We start from the raw sequence: 17,437 nt of genomic DNA, 5'->3' as shown, positions 1-17,437 counted from the left end.
GAAAGAAAAGAAGTGCTGCAAAGCGTCGTCGTTGCCATCGTCAGGGCCTGCACCCGGTTTGCCTCCCTCGTCGTCGTTCTCGGGCTGCTGCTCTCGGTGGCCGCGGGCTATTACGCCGCTCGCCACTTCGCCATCAACACCGATATCAACTCGCTGATTGCCCAGAATCTGGACTGGCGGAAGCGTGACCAGCAATTCGACAAGGCGTTCGATCAGAACGAAACGATCCTCGCTGTAGTCGAGGCCCGGACGCCGGAAATGGCGAGCGCGGCGGCAGACGCGCTCTATGCCAGGCTGAAGGACGACAAGACCAACTTCCACTCCATGCAGCAGCTCGGCAGCGGCGAGTTCTTCGAGCGGAACGGCCTGTTGTTCCTGCCGACCGAGGAGGTCGCCAAGATCACCAGCCAGTTCGAAGCCGCTGCGCCGCTGATCGAGATCATGGCCGGCGATCCCTCGATCCGCGGCCTGACCGGCGCGCTGGAAACCGGACTCGCCGGTGTCAAGCGCGGCCAGGTCAAGCTCGACAACACCGAGCGGCCCTTCAACCTGATCGCGCAGACGGTCGAGACCGTGCTCAACAAGGGCAATGCCAGCTTCTCCTGGCGCGAACTCGTCAGCGACGAGCCGCTCAAGGATTCCGACAAGCGTGCCTTCATCGAGTTCAAGCCAATCCTCGACTACAACGCGCTGGAGCCCGGCAAGGATGCGACCGACGCGATCCGCAAGGCCGCAGCGGATCTGGATTTTGCTGGCAAGTACCAGGCGCGGGTGCGGCTGACCGGTCCGGTGCCGATCGCCAACGAGGAATACGCGACCGTTCAGGAGGGCGCGGTCGTCAACGCCGTCGGCACGATTCTCGTCGTGCTGGTCATCCTATGGCTCGCGCTGCATTCGTCGAAGATCATCTTCGCGGTGTTCGTCAATCTGTTCGTCGGCCTGGCGATCACGACAGCGGCCGGCCTGATGATGGTCGGATCGTTCAACCTGCTGTCGATCGCGTTCGCGGTGCTGTTCGTCGGCTTAGGGGTCGACTTCGGCATCCAGTACAGCGTCCGCTACCGCTCGGAGCGCTACAAGCACGATGATCTCGCGGGCGCGCTGGTGCTGGCAGCCAAGCGCTCCGCGGTGCCGCTGTCGCTGGCGGCGATGGCGACGGCCGCGGGCTTCCTTTGCTTCATGCCGACCGACTACAAGGGCATCGCAGAGCTCGGCCAGATCGCCGGCGTCGGCATGCTGGTGGCGTTCATCTCGTCGATCACCGTGCTGCCGGCGCTGCTCAAGCTTTTGAACCCGCCCGGCGAGCCGGAGCCTGTCGGGTACGCCTTCCTGGCGCCGCTCGATCACTTCCTGGAAAAGCATCGGGTGCTGATCGTCGGCGGCACGCTGCTGCTCGCGCTCGGCGGCCTGCCGCTGCTCTACTTCATGAAGTTCGACTTCAACCCGATGAACCTGCGCAATCCGCACGCCGAGTCGATCGCCACCTTCCTCGATCTGCGCAAGGACCCCAATACTGGTGCCAATGCCATCAACGTGATGACCACGTCCGAGGAGCAGGCAAGGCAGGTCGAGGCGAAGCTGGAGAAGGTGCCCGAGGTGCTGAGGGTGATGTCGCTCGACAGCTTCGTGCCGCAGGACCAGCCGCCGAAGCTGAAGCTCATCGCGCAGGGCGCCAAGGTGCTGAATCCGGCGCTCAACCCCGATCAGATCGACGCGGCGCCGACGGACCAGGAGAATGTCGAATCGCTGAAATCGTCGGTCGACAATCTGCGCCGGACCGCGGGCGACGCGAAGGGCCCGGGCGCTGTTGCCTCGCGCCGTCTTGCCGACGCGCTCGAGAAGCTCGCCAACGGCGACGAGGCCACGCGCAACAAGGCGCAGGACGTGTTCGTCGCGCCATTGAAGATCGTGTTCGACCAGCTCAGGAACGCGATGCAGGCAGGTCCCGTCACCCTGAGCTCGCTGCCGCCCGATCTCGTCAGCGCCTGGAAGAGCAAGGACGGCATCATCCGCGTCGAGGCGCTGCCCAAGGGCGATCCCAACGACAACGATACGCTGCGCAAATTCGCGGCGGCGGTTCTCCAGGCCGAGCCGACTGCGATCGGCGGTCCGGTCTCGATCCTGAAATCCGGTGACACCGTTGTGAAGGCGTTCATCCACGCCGGCATCTATGCGCTGCTGGTGATCGGGCTGCTGCTGTGGATCACGCTGCGCCGCTTCGTCGACGTGCTGATGACGCTGGTGCCGCTGCTGGTTGCCGGCGCGGTGACGCTCGAGATCTGCGTGTTGATCGGCCTGCCGCTCAACTTCGCCAACATCGTCGCGCTTCCGCTGCTGCTCGGCGTCGGCGTCGCCTTCAAGATCTATTATGTCGTGGCCTGGCGCTCGGGCAGGACGAACCTGCTCCAGACCAGCCTGACGCGCGCGATCTTTTTCAGCGCGCTGACGACCGCGACCGCGTTCGGCAGCCTGTGGCTGTCGAGCCATCCCGGCACGTCCAGCATGGGCAAGCTGCTGGCACTGTCGCTGGTGACGACGCTCGCCGCCGTGCTGCTGTTCCAGCCGGCCCTAATGGGCAAACCCCGCAATCTCAGCGAGTAGGCAGATGTCGCCGACCGGGTCGGCGGCGCCCTTCTGACCGGGCTTGGCTGCGCCGGCGGCCTTGGGAGCTGCGGGCGCAGGCGTGGTGGTGCCGCTCCCGGCTTGGGCTGCTTGGGCCCCTTGCCCCGCTTGCCCCCCTTGGGGCTTCGGCGCAGTGCCGCTGGATTTCGCTGCGCCCTTGGCCATTGCGTTGGCAGGGCTCGAAGGGATCGGCGGGCCGACCCGGGTCCAGGTTTCGCCGCCGCAGAGGAAGCCCATGACGCAGCCCTTGATCTCGAGCTGGTCGGGACCGGCCGGCGTGATGGTCGCGCTGTAGAGCTGGCCGTCCTTGGCGTTGTAGACCTGTCCTTCCCACTGATCGACGCCGGGCTTCTTCTTCATGTCGATCAGGGTTGCCATGCCGAGCGTCGGCCTGTTCTTTTTCGAGGCGTCCGGATTGTTCTCGTCGCGTCCGCCGGGCTGTTTTTCCCAGGAAACCGCGCCCCACATGCTGCCATAGCATTGGGCGACGCGAATGTTGGCAACGCCGTCGGCGACCCGCCAGTCGCCGGTCGGATCCGCGGCGAGCGCGGGCGTCAGGCCGGCGTAACCGCCAGCCAGTATTAGTCCGGTGTAAAGGGCCAAACGCATGTGTGTTCCTTGGCAGTGCAACATGGTCTAAAGCTGTGCTTGCGAAGATGGTCCGAAAAAGGGCAAAAGGCCGCACAGACCGTTTTCAGTAACGGTCCGTTTTCAGTTGACGAGACGGCCCTCAACCGAAGTATGTAGCGGATGCACAGCCCAAATCCAGACATGTCTCAGCTATTCGCGGACCGTCAGGCCCAGCGCAGCACCCTGCATAACCGGTATCTGAACGAGCAGTTCGTCCGGGTTCTCAAGACCATCGGCTACGATGTCGGCTTTCAGAAGGGGCATGGGCAGTATCTCTACGACCGTGAGGGCGCGCGCTATCTCGACCTGTTGTCCGGCTTCGGCGTGTTTGCGATCGGGCGCAATCATCCGGTCATGCGCGAGGCGCTCAAGAGCGTGCTCGATGCCGACCTGCCCAACCTCGTCCAATTCGACGTCTCGACGCTCGCAGGTGTGCTGGCTGAGCGCCTCCTGAAATACGTTCCCTATCTCGACAAGGCGTTCTTCGCCAATTCCGGCGCCGAATGCGTCGAGGCCGCGATCAAGTTCGCGCGCGGCGCGACGGGGCGTCCCGGCATCGTCTATTGCGCGCACGGCTATCACGGACTGACCTACGGCGCGCTGTCGCTGACCGGCGATGCCAATTTCCGCACCGGCTTCGAGCCGCTGCTGCCGGGCTGCACCGCGATCCCGTTCAACGACCTGGCGGCGCTGGAAAAGGCGCTGGCCTCGCGCGAGGTCGCAGCCTTCGTGGTCGAGCCGATCCAAGGCAAGGGCGTCAACATGCCCACCGACGAGTTCCTGCCCGGCGCGGCCGCGCTCTGCAAGAAATACGGCACGCTGTTCGTCGCCGACGAGATCCAGACCGGCATGGGCCGCACCGGCCGCTTCCTCGCGGTCGAGCACTGGAACGTCGAGCCCGACATGGTGCTGCTATCGAAGTCGCTGTCGGGCGGCCACGTGCCGGTCGGCGCCGTGCTGACGCGCAAGAGCATCTTCGACAAGATCTTCAACCAGATGGACCGCGCGGTGGTGCACGGCTCCACCTTCTCCAAGAACGACCTCGCGATGGCCGCGGGCATAGCCACGCTCGACGTCATGGAATCGGAGAAGCTGATCGATGCGGCCGCCAAGCGCGGCGCCGAGCTGCGCCTCGCGCTGACGCGCATGGTGCCAGGCTACGAGCTGCTCAAGGAAGTCCGCGGCAAGGGCTTGATGATCGGTATCGAATTCGGCCCCCCGAAGTCGCTGCGCCTGCGGGCCTCCTGGAACGTGCTGGAGACCGCCAACAAGGGCTTGTTCTGCCAGCTCATCACCGTGCCGCTGTTCAAGGATCACAAGATCCTCACGCAAGTCGCCGGCCACGGCAGCCACACCATCAAGCTCTTGCCGCCGCTCACGATCACCGAGGAAGACTGCGCCTGGATCGAGCGCGCCTTCGACGACGTCATCGCCGGCAGCCACAAGGTCCCCGGTGCGATCTGGTCGCTCGGCAAGACGCTGGTGGACAACGCGGTGCGCAGGTCGGCTTAGAGACGTTCGCTCAGGCCGCCTCGGTCCGCGGCCGAACCTTATTTGGCAAACTCGCGCACGGCTTCCACCACGTGCTCCGGCACTTCCTGCGCGACGCAGTGGCCGGCATTCTCGAAAACCCGTGTGGTCACACCCGGGATCAGCGACACAGCGCGTCGCGCCATCTCCTTGTAGATTGGACCCGACTTCGCCGCTGTCGTGACGCGCACCGGGCAGTCGATCTCGCTGAGCATCGCGAACGGATTGCCGCGGGCATCCCCAATGTAGACCTGCTCCATCGCCTCGTAGATGGGAAGCAAGATCGCGGCTTCGATTTTGGGCGTGCAGCAGAGCCGGACGCGGCCGTCATCCAGGGGCGCGAAGCCGTGGCGCACATACGTCCGTAGTGAGGTTTCGGTCCAATCCGCAAACGCCGGTGCTGCGCGGTAACGTTCGAACACTGCGTCGGGACTGTCGAACTCGGCGCGTCGGCGTAGCGTGCCCTGCACGCGGGCGAGCGATTCTTCGCTCAATCCTCCGGAGCGCGCCGCGCGCGGGTCCATGACGGTCGGCTCCATCACGAACAGGCGTGCGAAGCGACCGGGCAGGAGTTTCGCCGCGAGAAGGAGATCGGTCGCACCCGCGCTGTGGCCGATCCCGTAGATGTCGCGGAGATCGAGCGTATCGACCACCCGGCAGATGTCGTCGGCGTAATCAAGGAAGTGATAGGCGCCGGGTTTGTGGCTTGCGCCATGACCGCGTCGGTCGAGGGCATAGACGGTGTAGGTCGATGCGAGCTCGCGCGCGACCTCGTGCCAGACGTCGGCGACGAAGCCGGTGCCGTGTACGAGCAGGGCAGGCGGCTTGCCGCTGTCGCCCCATTGCAGCATGGCGATCTCTGCGTCGGCGGGACCGATTGAGAAACGGTGCGGATCGATCATGAGCGATGGGATGCTACTTCGCATCCTCCAGAATCATCGTGGCGCCCTTCTCAGCGATCATCGCGGTCGGCGTGTTGGTGTTGCCCGAGGTGATCGTCGGCATGATCGAGGCATCGACGATGCGCAGGCCGTCGAGGCCGTAGAATCGCAACCGCTCGTCCACCACCGCCATTGGATCGTTCGCCGTGCCCATCTTCGCGGTGCCGACGGGATGGAAGATGGTGGTGCCGATGTCGCCGGCGGCTTTTGCGAGGGAGGCATCGTCGTCGCCGACGGAGGGGCCGGGCAGATATTCGCTGGGGCGATATTTGGCCAGCGCTTTCTGCTGCATCAGGCGCCGCGTGGTGCGAATGGCGTCGGCGGCGACCTGGCGGTCGTCGTCGGTCGACAGGTAATTTGGCGCGATGATCGGCTTCTCGTCAGGCGTTGTCGCGCGCAACCGCACAGTGCCGCGCGAGGTCGGTTGCAGATTGCACGCGCTCACCGTGATCGCAGGGAAACGGTGCAGGGGATCGCCGAACTTGTCGAGCGAGAGCGGCTGCACGTGGAATTGGATGTTGGCGCGGGCGCGCGTCGCATCGGAGCGCGTGAAGATGCCGAGCTGCGACGGCGCCATGGTGAGCGGGCCGCGGCGGCGGACAGCGTAGTCGAGCCCCATCAGGCCGCGGCGCAACAGATTGTAATAGGTCTCGTTCAGCGTGCGCACGCCCTCGACCTTGTAGATCGCGCGCTGCTGCAGGTGATCCTGCAGATTGCGCCCGACGCCGGGCTTGTCCATGACGATGTCGATGCCGAGCGGCGACAGCCAGTCGGCCGGTCCAATGCCGGAGCGATGCAGCACCTGCACCGAGCCGATCGAGCCTGCCGAGAGCACCACCTCGCGCTTTGCGCGCGCCTCGATGATCTCGCCGTTCTGGATGAAGCGCACGCCGACGGCGCGGCCCTGCTCGATGATGAGGCGGTCGACCAGCACGTGCTTCTCGAGCCGCAGATTGGGGCGCCTCAAGGCCGGCTTGAGGAAGCCGCGCGCCGAGGACCAGCGCCGGCCGCGCTTCTGGTTGACGTGGAAATAGCTGGTGCCTTCGTTGTCGCCGGTGTTGAAATCCGGGATGCGCTTGATGCCCATCTCCTCGGCGGCGTCACCGACCGCGTCGAGAATGGCCCATGACAGCCGCGGTGCCTCGATGCGCCAGCCACCGCCGGCGCCGTGATGCTCGCTGGCGCCGAGGAAGTGGTCCTCGAGGCGCTTGAACAACGGCAGCACGTCGTCATAGCCCCAGCCGGTCAGGCCAAGCTGGCGCCAATGATCGTAGTCGGCAGCCTGTCCGCGCATCGAGATCATGGCGTTGATTGCCGAGCAGCCGCCGATCACCTTGCCGCGCGGATAGGCCAGCGAGCGGCCGTTCAGGCCGGGCTCGGCCTCGGTCTTGAACATCCAGTCCGAACGCGGATTGCCGATGGCGAAGAGATAGCCGACCGGGATATGGAACCAGATCCAGTTGTCGTCGCCGCCGGCTTCAAGGATGAGAACGCGGTTGCCTGGGACAGCCGACAGCCGGTTGGCGACGATGCAGCCCGCGGTGCCGGCTCCGACGACAATGTAGTCAAACTCACCTTCAAGCCGCCTCGGCATTCTGCTTCCACCCGGATGGTCTCTTTGCTTTCCGTTAATAGGCAGACGCAGCCGACCTGGACAAGCCCGGCCATGCCGGGTGAACAGGGCTAGACCCCGATTGCCGGCGGGTTGGGTGGACCGACGCTTGCATGGTAGACAGACCTGCATTTCCAACAGCTCGAGACCTTCCATGCCCATCGTGAACCGCGTCGCCGACCTTCAACCCGATATCCAGGCCTGGCGGCGGGACATCCATCAGCACCCCGAGCTGCTGTATGATGTCCACCGCACCGCAGCATTCGTTGCGGACCGGTTGCGGGAGTTCGGCTGCGACGAAGTCGTGACCGGTCTCGGCCAGACCGGCGTCGTCGGCGTGATCAAGGGCAACAAGCCCACCGGCGAGGGGCTCAAGGTGATCGGCATGCGTGCCGACATGGACGCGCTGCCGGTCGAGGAGCAGACTAATCTGCCTTACGCCTCCAAGATTCCCGGCAAGATGCACGCCTGCGGCCATGACGGCCACACCGCGATGCTGCTCGGGGCGGCCCGCTATCTCGCCGAGACGCGCAATTTCGCCGGCGATGCCGTGGTGATCTTCCAGCCCGCCGAGGAGGGTGGCGCCGGCGGCGCGGCCATGGTCAAGGACGGCCTGATGGAGCGGTTCGGCATCGAGCAGGTCTACGGCATGCACAACGGCCCGGGCATCCCGGTCGGCTCGTTCGCGATCAGGCCGGGCCCGATCATGGCGGCGACCGACGAAGTCGACATCATGATCGAGGGTGTCGGCGGCCACGCCGCGCGTCCGCACAAATGCGTCGATTCCGTGCTGGTCGGCGCGCAGGTGATCACGGCCCTGCAGTCGATCGTCTCGCGTAGCGTCGATCCCCTGGAATCGGCGGTCGTATCGATTTGCGAATTCCACGCCGGCAACGCCCGCAACGTCATTCCGCAGACTGCGACCCTGAGAGGCACCATCCGCACGCTGTCGCCGGAGGTGCGCAAGCTGGTCGAGAAGCGCGTGCATGAAGTCGTGGCGGGCATGGCGCAGATCACCGGCGCCAAGATCGACCTGCACTACAAGCGCAATTATCCGGTCGTGAACAATCATGCGGCGGAGACCGAAGTGGCACGGCGCATCGCCACGCAGGTCGCGGGCGAGGCCCATGTCCACGAGATGGCGCCGCTGATGGGCGGCGAGGATTTCGCCTACATGCTGGAAGCGCGGCCCGGCGCCTTCATCTTCTGCGGCAACGGCGACAGCGCCGGCCTGCATCATCCCGCCTACAATTTCAACGACGAGGCGATCGTCTACGGCACGTCCTATTGGGTGAAGCTGGTCGAGGAGCAGCTCGCGGCGTCGTAGGACCGGGTCCGAAGCACAGATGAAGGGCCCGTGCATTCCACGGGTCCTTGTCTATTTGAGAAATCGGATCGTCGACAACGGCGTGAAGCCATTTCCCACTGTATTCACGCAGCCCGTGCGGCCTTCTTCTGCAGGCCGGCGGCGATCTTCAGATCTTCGACGAAGCGCCGATATTCCAGAACCTTGGCTTCGGGATCAGGCAGTCGCAGCAAATAGGACGGGTGCACGGTCACCAGCGCCTTGCGGCCTTCGGGAAGCTCGATCAGCCGGCCGCGGTTCTTGCCGATGGGGGTGATCTTGCCGAACACGCTCTGCGCGGCAGTGGCGCCCATTGCCACGATGAGATCGGGCTGGATTGTCGAAACTTCCCGCTCATACCATTGCCGGCACGCCCGGATCTCAGGTGTGTTCGGCTTCTGGTGCAGGCGGATCTTTCCGCGCGGCACGAATTTGAAGTGCTTCACCGCGTTGGTGACATAGACCTTCTTGCGGTCGACGCCGGCCTCCTCCAGTGCGCGATCGAGCATTTGCCCGGCCGGGCCGACGAAGGGATGGCCGGCGAGGTCTTCCTTGTCGCCGGGCTGCTCGCCGACCAGCATGATGTTGGCATTCTTCGGCCCTTCGCCGAACACGGTCTGTGTCGCGTCCTTGTAGAGATGGCAGGCGCGGCAATGCGCGGCCTCCTCGCGGAGCGTTTCGAGATCGTCGGCAGCTGACTTGCGTTTCATCGGAGCCTCCGGCCGCTTCTGAGGCTTGTGCGGATCGGTTGCGGCATTGGCGATCATGGCGCCGGTCATGCGCTCGGCGTCCTCGATCAAGGGCTTAATGATCGAAGCCTCGGGCAGGTTCCTCCAATATTTCTTCGGCATCTCGGCCTGCATCGCCTTCACCTTGAGCCGGGCCGGATTGAAGATGCTGGCATAGTAGCGCCGCCAGGTTTCCTCCAGCCGGTCTTCGCCCGGCGCCTCGCTCTTGCTGACGCCCGGCGTGAACGAGAGCGCATGGCCGTCCCAATGCGCGCAGAGGTCCGGCGTCAGGATCGACCAGGGCATGTCGGCAAAGCGCTTGGCGAAGAACGGCGCGGCGAGCTCGACGACGTGATGCTCCGGCTCGAACCAGGCGACGTAGTGCGCCTGGCGTTCCCGGCCGATCTCGCGGAAGCGCACGAAGGCATGCATCTTGTGCTCGTCGCGATAGACCGCTTTCGCCATGGCCGTGACAAGCGCGACATCGGGGTCGGTCGCGACCTCAATGAGATCGTGATTGTCCTTCAGCCGGAACAGCAGGCGATATAGGATCGCAAAGCGCTCGCCGTCGCGATGCAGGATCGCCGCCTTGGCAAGCTCGACGAATTTTGCCGAGACGGTGAACGTGCCGTCGTTCACCTCGAGGATTGGAGACGGCGAGGACGGTGCGAACAGCTCGGCTTCGTGGCCCTGCACGGTCCAGGTGACCGCGCCGGGCGGCACGTGATGGAGCACGAGGCTGCGCGCGGCTTTGCGCCAGCCGTCGAAATCGGTTTCGGTGTCGAGCATGATGTACTGCATCAGAAGCCAAATCCCAGTTGCGTTGCTTTCGGCTTGAACCGTTCGATCAACCCGGCGGCATCGAGACGATGCGGTGAGGGACGGTGATCGCTGAGGACGATGAACGGCAGCGCCTTGTTGCGGGGCACATGCAGCCGCGCGAGATCGGCGAGGCGGATCGTGGTGGTGCGCCGCGTCGCGAGGATGCGTTCGACCGTCCTGGTGCCGAAGCCCGGAACGCGCAGCAGCTCCTCGCGGCTGGCGCGGTTGACGTCGAGCGGGAAGCGGTCGCGGTGGCGCAGCGCCCAGGCCAGCTTGGGATCGATGTCGAGCGGCAGCATCGCGCTGTCGTCGACGATCTCGCCGACATCGAAGCCGTAGAACCGCATCAGCCAGTCGGCCTGGTAGAGCCGGTGCTCGCGCAGCAGCGGCGGCGCGCGCAGGGGTAGCGCGCGGCTGGCATCGGGGATCGGGCTGAAGGCGGAGTAATAGACGCGCCGCAGCCGGTAGGCGCCGTAGAGATTGGCGCTGGTGTGGAGAATGGTGTGATCGGAGGCGCTATCTGCGCCGACGATCATCTGCGTGCTTTGTCCGGCGGGCGCGAAGCGCTGCGGTTTGGCCTTCGTCTTGGCGCTGCGGCTCTCCTCGGCCTCGTCCAGCTTCAGCCGCAGCCGGCCCATGGTGCGGCGGATCGCGCGCACGTCCTTCTCCGGCGCGAATTGCTGCAGGCTCGTCTCCTCAGGCATCTCGATGTTGATCGAAAGGCGGTCGGCATATTTGCCGGCCTCGGCGATCAGCGCGTCGTCGGCCTCGGGAATGGTCTTCAGATGGATGTAGCCGCGGAAATGATGCTCCTCGCGCAGTTTTCGCGCGACGCTCACCACTTGCTCCATCGTGTAATCAGGGCTGCGGATGATGCCGGAGGAGAGAAACAGGCCCTCGATGTAATTGCGCCGGTAGAAGTCGAGCGTGAGCCTGACCAATTCGTCGATGGTGAAGCGGGCGCGTGGGACATTCGAGGAGGCGCGGTTGACGCAATAAAGGCAATCGTAATTGCAGGCGTTGGTCAGCAGCACCTTGAGCAGGGAGATGCAGCGTCCGTCCGGCGCGTAGGAATGGCAGATGCCCATGCCCGGCGCGGTCGAGCCCATGCCCTTGCCGTCGCTGGAATCCCGCTTCTCGGTACCGCTGGAGGCGCAGGATGCGTCGTATTTGGCGGCATCCGCCAGAATCTCCAGCTTGCGTTGTACGTCCATGTTTGAATCTCTTTGATTCCGCTCATGAATCTTTGGATGCGCCAATTCGATTGACTCTGCCGGCGCCGTTAGCTTTATATTAGAACATATCATGAACAAATGAGCCAGCCGCTGGTTCTCTTTTTGAGAGCCATCGGCAATCACCTCTGAGGAGCGGCGAGCATGAGCGGCGCACGTATGAGCGCGCTTGCGATCCTGCGCGGCCAGATCGAGCGCATCGAGACGGCGGAAGTCGTGCATCCGCGCGATCGCATCGTACTCGGCCATGGCGCGGCCGACGCCGCGCTGAAGGGCGGGCTCGCGCGCGCGGCGATCCACGAGGTGTTTTGCGAGGGGCGACAGGGCGCGGCCGCGACGGGGTTTGTCATGGGCCTTGCGGGACGCGTGAGCGCACGCCGGCCGCTATTGTGGGTGCGGCAGGATTTTTCGGAGCTCGAAACCGGCGCGCTGTCGATGAGCGGGCTATCCGAGCTCGGCCTCGATCCGCGCTGTGTGGTGATGGTGCGCGCCGCCGATGTCGAGAGCGCGCTACGCACCTCGGCCGACGCGCTCGCCTGCGATGCGCTGGGCGCCGTCGTGCTCGAGCTCTGGGGCGAGACCAGGCAGTTCGATCTGGTGGCGAGCCGCAAGCTGACGCTGGCCGCGCAAGGCTCGGGCGTGACCGGCCTCTTGCTGCGGATGGCCGCGCAGCCGCTGCCCTCGACCGCGGAGACACGATGGATGCTGCGTGCGGCGCCTTCGCCGCCGGGCTCGGTGTGGAGTGCCTGGGGCGCGCCGGTGTTCGATGCCGAGCTCTTGCGCAATCGTCATGGCCCCTGCGGCCGGTGGATCATGGAATGGAATTGTGATGAGTGCCAGTTCAGTGAACCGTCGACGTATCCTCAGCCTGTGGCTGCCGCGCCTGCCCATCGACAGGATCCAGCGGTTCTTCAGCAGCGCCGGGCTGGGTAAAACCAACCATGAGCCGAGCATTGTCGTCATCAAGGACAACAATGCGCTGGTGATCCATGCGCTGGACGAGGCCGCCGAGCGCCTCGGCCTGTATATCGGCCAACCGCTGGCCAATGCGCGGGCGATGTGCCCGGATTTGCGTGTGTTCGACGCCGATACCGTGGCCGATACGAAGACGATCAGCGACATCGCCGATTGGTGCGACCGCTTCACGCCGCTGGTGGCGCTCGATCCACCGCACGGGCTGTTCCTGGACATCACCGGTTGCGCGCATCTGTTCGGCGGCGAGGCCGCGCTGTTGCGGACATTGGTCCGGGCGCTCGACCGGCAAGGCTTTGCCGTCAGCGCGGCGATCGCGGGCACCTCGGTCTGCGCCCGCACGCTGACGCGGCAGGTATCCGGCACCATTGTGGCCGATGGCGGCGAGGCGGAGGCGATCAGGTCGTTTCCAGTCTCCGCTCTCGGTGCGGGTGAAGCCATCACCACCGGCCTGCGCCGCGCCGGGCTGAAGTCCATCGGCGACGTCGCCTCGCGCAGCGCCTCCGAGATCACGGCGCGGTTCGGCGCGCGCTTCTCCACGCTGCTCGCCCATGCGCTGGGGCAGGGCGATGCGCCGATCAGCCCGCGCAAACCGCCGCCCGACTACATCGTGGAAAAACGCTTTGCCGAGCCGATCGCGACCGACACCATGATCGCGATGACGCTGTCGCGGCTCGCCGACACGTTGATCGCGTCCATGGAGAAGCAGGGCAAAGGCGCGCGGCGGCTTGAAGCCGCGTTCTTCCGCACCGACGGCGTGGTGCGTACGATTACGGTCGAGACCGGGCGTCCGGTGACGCGAAGCGCCGTGGTCGACCGCTTGTTCCGCGAGCGGCTCGATGCCCTCGCCGATCCCCTCGATCCCGGTTTCGGCTTCGACATGGTGCGGTTGTCGGCGAGCCGCACCGAGATCGTGGTGCAGGAGCAGCGCGATCTCGATGCCCATGTCCACGACAATGACGAGCTCGCGGCGCTGATCGACCGCATCGCCGCGCGGATCGGCGGCAGGCGTGTCGTCGTGCACCTGCCGCAGGATACCCACATCCCCGAAAGCGCGGTGCTGGCCGCATCGGCGCAGCATCATCTCGCTGCTGCCATGCAGGCCGAATGGCCGGCGCGCGTCGCGAGCGAGCCGCCGCTGCGTCCCTTGCGGCTGTTCGACAAGCCGGAGCCGATCAAGGTGCCGTTCGCGACCGTGCCAGACGGTCCGCCGCATCAATTCACCTGGCGGCGCGCGCTGCATGCGGTGGTGCGGGTAGAGGGGCCCGAGCGCATCGCGATGGAATGGTGGCGGCAGGACGGCAAGCAGCTGACACGGGATTATTTCCGCATCGAGGATGCCGAGGGCCTGCGCTTCTGGATCTTTCGCGACGGTCTCTATGAAGGCGAGGTGTTCGACGGTGACGGCAAGCCGGCGTCTCCCGGCTGGTATGTGCACGGTCTCTTCGCATGAATACCCTTAGCTATGCCGAGATCGGCATCACCACAAACTTCTCCTTCCTGCGCGGCGGCTCGGATCCGCGCGCCTATGTGCATCAGGCGAGCAAGCTCGGGATTCCCGCGATCGGCATTGCCGACCACAACACGCTTGCCGGCGTGGTGCGCGCCTACCAGGAGCTTGACAATGACGAGGTGCTGCACAAGCCGAAACTGTTGATCGGCGCTCGCATCGTCTTCATTGACGGCACGCCCGACATCCTGGTCTATCCACGCGATCGCGCGGCCTATGGCCGGCTGTGCCAGCTCCTGACAAGGGGCAAGCGTGGCGATGACATCACGCGGATCGAAAAGGGCGAGTGTCATCTCAGGCTTGACGATCTCCTGGAATTCTCGGAAGGCCAGCTCCTGGTGTTGACGCTGCCGCATCGTTTCGAGCTGGCGCGGGCGCTGGATGTCCTCGCAAAGCTGAAGGCGAGCCGTGCCGAGGGCGTGTGGCTGGCGGCGAGCCTGCTCTATCGCGGCGACGACAAGCGTCGCCTCTTGCGGCTCGATGATCTCGCCGCAAAGGCCAAGGTGCCGCTGCTCGCGACCAACGAGGTGCTGTATCACGATCCCGGCCGCCGTCCGCTCCAGGACGTGCTGACCTGCATTCGGGAAAAGACCACGATCGAGGCGATTGGGCGGAAGTTAGAGGCCAATGCCGAGCGCTTCCTGAAGACGCCGCGCGAAATGGCGCGGCTGTTCCGCGATTTTCCCGAGGCGATTGCGCAGACCATGCGCTTTGCGGACGCAATCGAGTTCTCGCTCGATCAGCTCAAGTATCAATATCCCGACGAGCCGGTACCGCCGGGCAAGACCGCGCAGGGGCATCTGGAGGACCTGACCTGGGCGGGCGTCGACAAATATTTCGGCGGCAAGATCGACGACAAGCTGCGCGCGACCCTGAAGAAGGAGCTCGCGCTGATCGCCGAGCTGAAATACGCGCATTACTTTCTCACCGTGCACGATATCGTCCACTACGCGCGCAGCCAGAACATTTTGTGCCAGGGCCGCGGCTCGGCGGCGAACTCGGCCGTGTGCTACGTGCTCGGCATCACCTCGGTCGATCCGACCAAGGTGGACCTCTTGTTCGAGCGCTTCATCTCCAAGGAGCGGCTGGAGCCGCCCGATATCGACGTCGATTTCGAGCATTCGCGCCGTGAGGAGGTGATGCAATATGTCTATCGCCGCTACGGCCGCCACCGCGCCGCGATCATCGCCACCGTCATCCACTACCGCCCGCGCAGCGCCATCCGCGACGTCGGCAAGGCGCTCGGCCTGACCGAGGACGTCACTGCCGCGCTCGCCGACACCGTTTGGGGCAGCTGGGGCAAGGGCCTCAACGACATGCAGGTCCGGCAGGCCGGGCTCGATCCGAACAATCCCATGATCAACCTCGCGGTCGAGCTTGCGACCGAGTTGATCGAATTCCCGCGCCATCTGTCCCAGCATGTCGGCGGCTATGTGCTGACCCAGGACCGGCTCGACACCTATGTGCCGATCGGCAATGCCGCGATGGACGACCGCACCTTCATCGAATGGGACAAAGATGACGTCGATGCACTGAGCATGATGAAGGTCGACGTGCTGGCGCTGGGCATGCTGACCTGCATCAGGAAATGTTTCGATCTGATCGACCAGCACAAGGGCGAGCGTTTTATGCTGGCGAGCGTCCCGCAGGACGACCCCAGGGTTTACGACATGCTGTGCCGCGGGGAATCGCTCGGCGTGTTCCAGGTCGAGAGCCGCGCCCAGATGAACATGCTGCCGCGGCTGAAGCCGCGCACCTTCTACGATCTCGTCATCGAGGTCGCGATCGTGCGCCCCGGGCCGATCCAGGGCGACATGGTGCATCCTTATTTGCGGCGGCGGAACGGGCTGGAAAAGGTGAGCTATCCGTCTCCGTCGCCAGAGCATGGCGACAAGGACGAACTCTACAAGGTGCTGCACAAGACGCTCGGTGTCCCGCTGTTCCAGGAGCAGGCGATGCGCATTGCGATCGAGGCCGCGCATTTCACCTCCGAGGAAGCCAACGGCCTGCGCCGCTCGATGGCGACCTTCCGCAATGTCGGCACCATCGGCCAATATGAGGAGAAGCTGATCGGCAACATGGTGGCGCGCGGCTACGATCCCAACTTCGCCAAAAGCTGCTTTGACCAGATCAAGGGATTTGGATCCTACGGCTTTCCGGAGAGCCATGCCGCGAGCTTTGCACAGCTGGTCTACATTTCGTCGTGGCTGAAGCACTATCATCCCGACGCCTTCTGCTGCGGTCTGTTGAATTCGCAGCCGATGGGCTTTTATGCGCCGGCGCAGATCGTCAGCGACGCCCGCAAGAACGGCGTCGAGGTGCGCGACATCGACGTGTCCTACAGCTTTGCACAGAACACGCTGGAGGAGGGGAGCGGTCAGTATTGCGCCGTGCGCCTCGGCTTTCGCCAGATCGATGGATTCCACTGGCTGGACGAGGATGAGGAGCGCCTGAAGCGCTCTCAGTCGTCATTCCGGGGCGCGCGTAGCGCGAACCCGGAATCCATCGCGCCGCATACGCCTGGCGGAGGAATGGATTCCGGGCTCGACGCTGACGCGTCGCCCCGGAATGACGGTGTCGAGAAAGCCCAGGACTGGGCCGACCGCATCATTGCCGCGCGCAACCGCCGTCCCTTCACCTCGCTGGAGGATTTCGCCCGCGACACCGGTCTGCCCAAGCGCGCGCTGATCCTCTTGGCGGATGCCGATGCGTTCCGCTCGCTCGGGCTCGACCGCCGCGAAGCGCTGTGGCAGGTGCGGCGGCTGCCCGACGACGTGCCGCTACCGCTGTTCGAGGCGGCGACCGCGCGCGAGCAGCCGGACGAAGGCGCAAAACCGCTGCCGGCGATGCCGCGCGCCGAGCAGGTGGTCGCGGACTACCAGACCATCCGCCTGTCGCTGAAGGGCCATCCGATGGAATTCCTGCGCGAGATGTTTACGCGCGAGCGCATCGTGGCCTGCAAGGAGATCAGCCATGAGAACGAGCGGCGCCGCGTCCGTTGCGCCGGTGTGGTCCTGGTGCGGCAGCGGCCGGGCAGCGCCAGCGGCGTCGTGTTCATGACGCTGGAGGACGAAACCGGCATCGCCAATGTCGTGGTCTGGCCCAAGATCATGGAGCAGTACCGGAAAGAAGTGATGGGCGCGCGCCTCATCCTGGTCGAAGGCTACATCCAGAGCAGCCCGGAGAAGGTGACGCATCTCATCGCCCAGCGCATGATCGATCGCTCGCACGATCTGGTCGGATTGGCCAACGATGCGCTCGGCCGCAAGCATCCGCTGCCCGCAGGCGCCACCGTGGTCGAACCGCTGAACGAAGACCCTCGCGCGCTTACGGACATGCCCGCGCAAAAAATCCGTCACCCCCGCAACGTCCGTATCCTGCCGCCCTCGCGGGATTTTCATTGAGCGAGCGCGGGCTACTGCCGACGTTTGTTGCGATGATTGCGCCTCATTCTCAGTCGTCATGCCCGGGCTTGACCCGGGCATCCACGTCT

At 65.0% G+C, this 17,437-nt stretch carries 11 protein-coding genes; 6 read left to right on the top strand and 5 right to left on the bottom strand.

Annotated features, from left to right (window positions below; genetic code table 11):
- The first annotated feature begins 12 nt into the window (after positions 1–12).
- A complete protein-coding gene (hpnN, locus tag GA0061099_RS01030; RefSeq protein ID WP_036023101.1) occupies positions 13–2,601 on the top strand; it encodes a hopanoid transporter HpnN in 2,589 nt (862 codons plus the stop codon).
- Here the strand turns inward: hpnN and GA0061099_RS01025 are convergent.
- Positions 2,569–3,231, bottom strand: coding sequence for a DUF2147 domain-containing protein (locus tag GA0061099_RS01025; RefSeq protein ID WP_036006080.1), 663 nt, complete (start codon positions 3,229–3,231; stop codon positions 2,569–2,571). The two genes, hpnN and GA0061099_RS01025, sit on opposite strands and share 33 nt — an antisense overlap.
- Before the next feature lie 141 nt (positions 3,232–3,372).
- Between GA0061099_RS01025 and hpnO the strand changes: the two genes are divergently transcribed.
- Positions 3,373–4,764, top strand: a complete 1,392-nt coding sequence (hpnO, locus tag GA0061099_RS01020) for an aminobacteriohopanetriol synthase HpnO (protein WP_036006078.1) — start codon at positions 3,373–3,375, stop codon at positions 4,762–4,764.
- Between the two features lie 38 nt (positions 4,765–4,802).
- On the opposite strand, the gene GA0061099_RS01015 is transcribed toward hpnO, so the two are convergent.
- Both GA0061099_RS01015 and GA0061099_RS01010 read right to left on the bottom strand, forming a co-directional pair.
- Complete coding sequence (locus GA0061099_RS01015; RefSeq protein ID WP_036023102.1) at positions 4,803–5,684, bottom strand: alpha/beta fold hydrolase; 882 nt, start codon at positions 5,682–5,684, stop codon at positions 4,803–4,805.
- Positions 5,685–5,697: 13 nt separating this feature from the next.
- On the bottom strand, positions 5,698–7,317 hold the full coding sequence (locus GA0061099_RS01010) for a GMC family oxidoreductase (RefSeq protein WP_036006074.1): 1,620 nt from the start codon (positions 7,315–7,317) through the stop codon (positions 5,698–5,700).
- Between the two features lie 172 nt (positions 7,318–7,489).
- Here GA0061099_RS01010 and GA0061099_RS01005 point away from each other — a divergent pair, with 172 nt between their 5' ends.
- Positions 7,490–8,662 (top strand): M20 aminoacylase family protein, encoded by a 1,173-nt coding sequence (locus tag GA0061099_RS01005; protein WP_036023104.1) that lies wholly within the window; start codon positions 7,490–7,492, stop codon positions 8,660–8,662.
- A gap of 104 nt (positions 8,663–8,766) precedes the next feature.
- On the opposite strand, the gene GA0061099_RS01000 is transcribed toward GA0061099_RS01005, so the two are convergent.
- Both GA0061099_RS01000 and GA0061099_RS00995 read right to left on the bottom strand, forming a co-directional pair.
- Positions 8,767–10,209 carry a UdgX family uracil-DNA binding protein gene (locus tag GA0061099_RS01000; protein WP_036023106.1) on the bottom strand — a complete coding sequence of 481 codons (1,443 nt, stop codon included), beginning with the start codon at positions 10,207–10,209 and terminating at the stop codon, positions 8,767–8,769.
- The gene (locus GA0061099_RS00995) at positions 10,209–11,444 is read right to left on the bottom strand and encodes a putative DNA modification/repair radical SAM protein (protein ID WP_036023108.1); all 1,236 of its coding nucleotides are present in this window, start codon (positions 11,442–11,444) and stop codon (positions 10,209–10,211) included. The genes GA0061099_RS01000 and GA0061099_RS00995 overlap by 1 nt, the downstream gene beginning before the upstream one ends.
- Positions 11,445–11,606: 162 nt before the next feature.
- Here GA0061099_RS00995 and GA0061099_RS00990 point away from each other — a divergent pair, with 162 nt between their 5' ends.
- From GA0061099_RS00990 to GA0061099_RS00980, 3 genes are read left to right on the top strand one after another with little or no spacing between them, the layout of a single operon-like run.
- Complete coding sequence (locus tag GA0061099_RS00990; RefSeq protein ID WP_074447494.1) at positions 11,607–12,395, top strand: ImuA family protein; 789 nt, start codon at positions 11,607–11,609, stop codon at positions 12,393–12,395.
- Positions 12,292–13,887, top strand: coding sequence for a Y-family DNA polymerase (locus GA0061099_RS00985; RefSeq protein ID WP_074447493.1), 1,596 nt, complete (start codon positions 12,292–12,294; stop codon positions 13,885–13,887). Before GA0061099_RS00990 ends, GA0061099_RS00985 begins: the two co-directional genes overlap by 104 nt.
- Positions 13,884–17,348: an error-prone DNA polymerase gene (locus GA0061099_RS00980; RefSeq protein WP_036023119.1), complete on the top strand. Its 3,465-nt coding sequence runs from the start codon at positions 13,884–13,886 to the stop codon at positions 17,346–17,348. The genes GA0061099_RS00985 and GA0061099_RS00980 overlap by 4 nt, the downstream gene beginning before the upstream one ends.
- The last annotated feature ends 89 nt before the right edge of the window (positions 17,349–17,437 follow it).

Source organism: Bradyrhizobium yuanmingense, assembly GCF_900094575.1.
Lineage (GTDB): Bacteria > Pseudomonadota > Alphaproteobacteria > Rhizobiales > Xanthobacteraceae > Bradyrhizobium > Bradyrhizobium yuanmingense.
The sequence above is the reverse complement of the archived record's forward strand: the minus strand, read 5'-3'. Positions and strand labels throughout refer to the sequence as shown.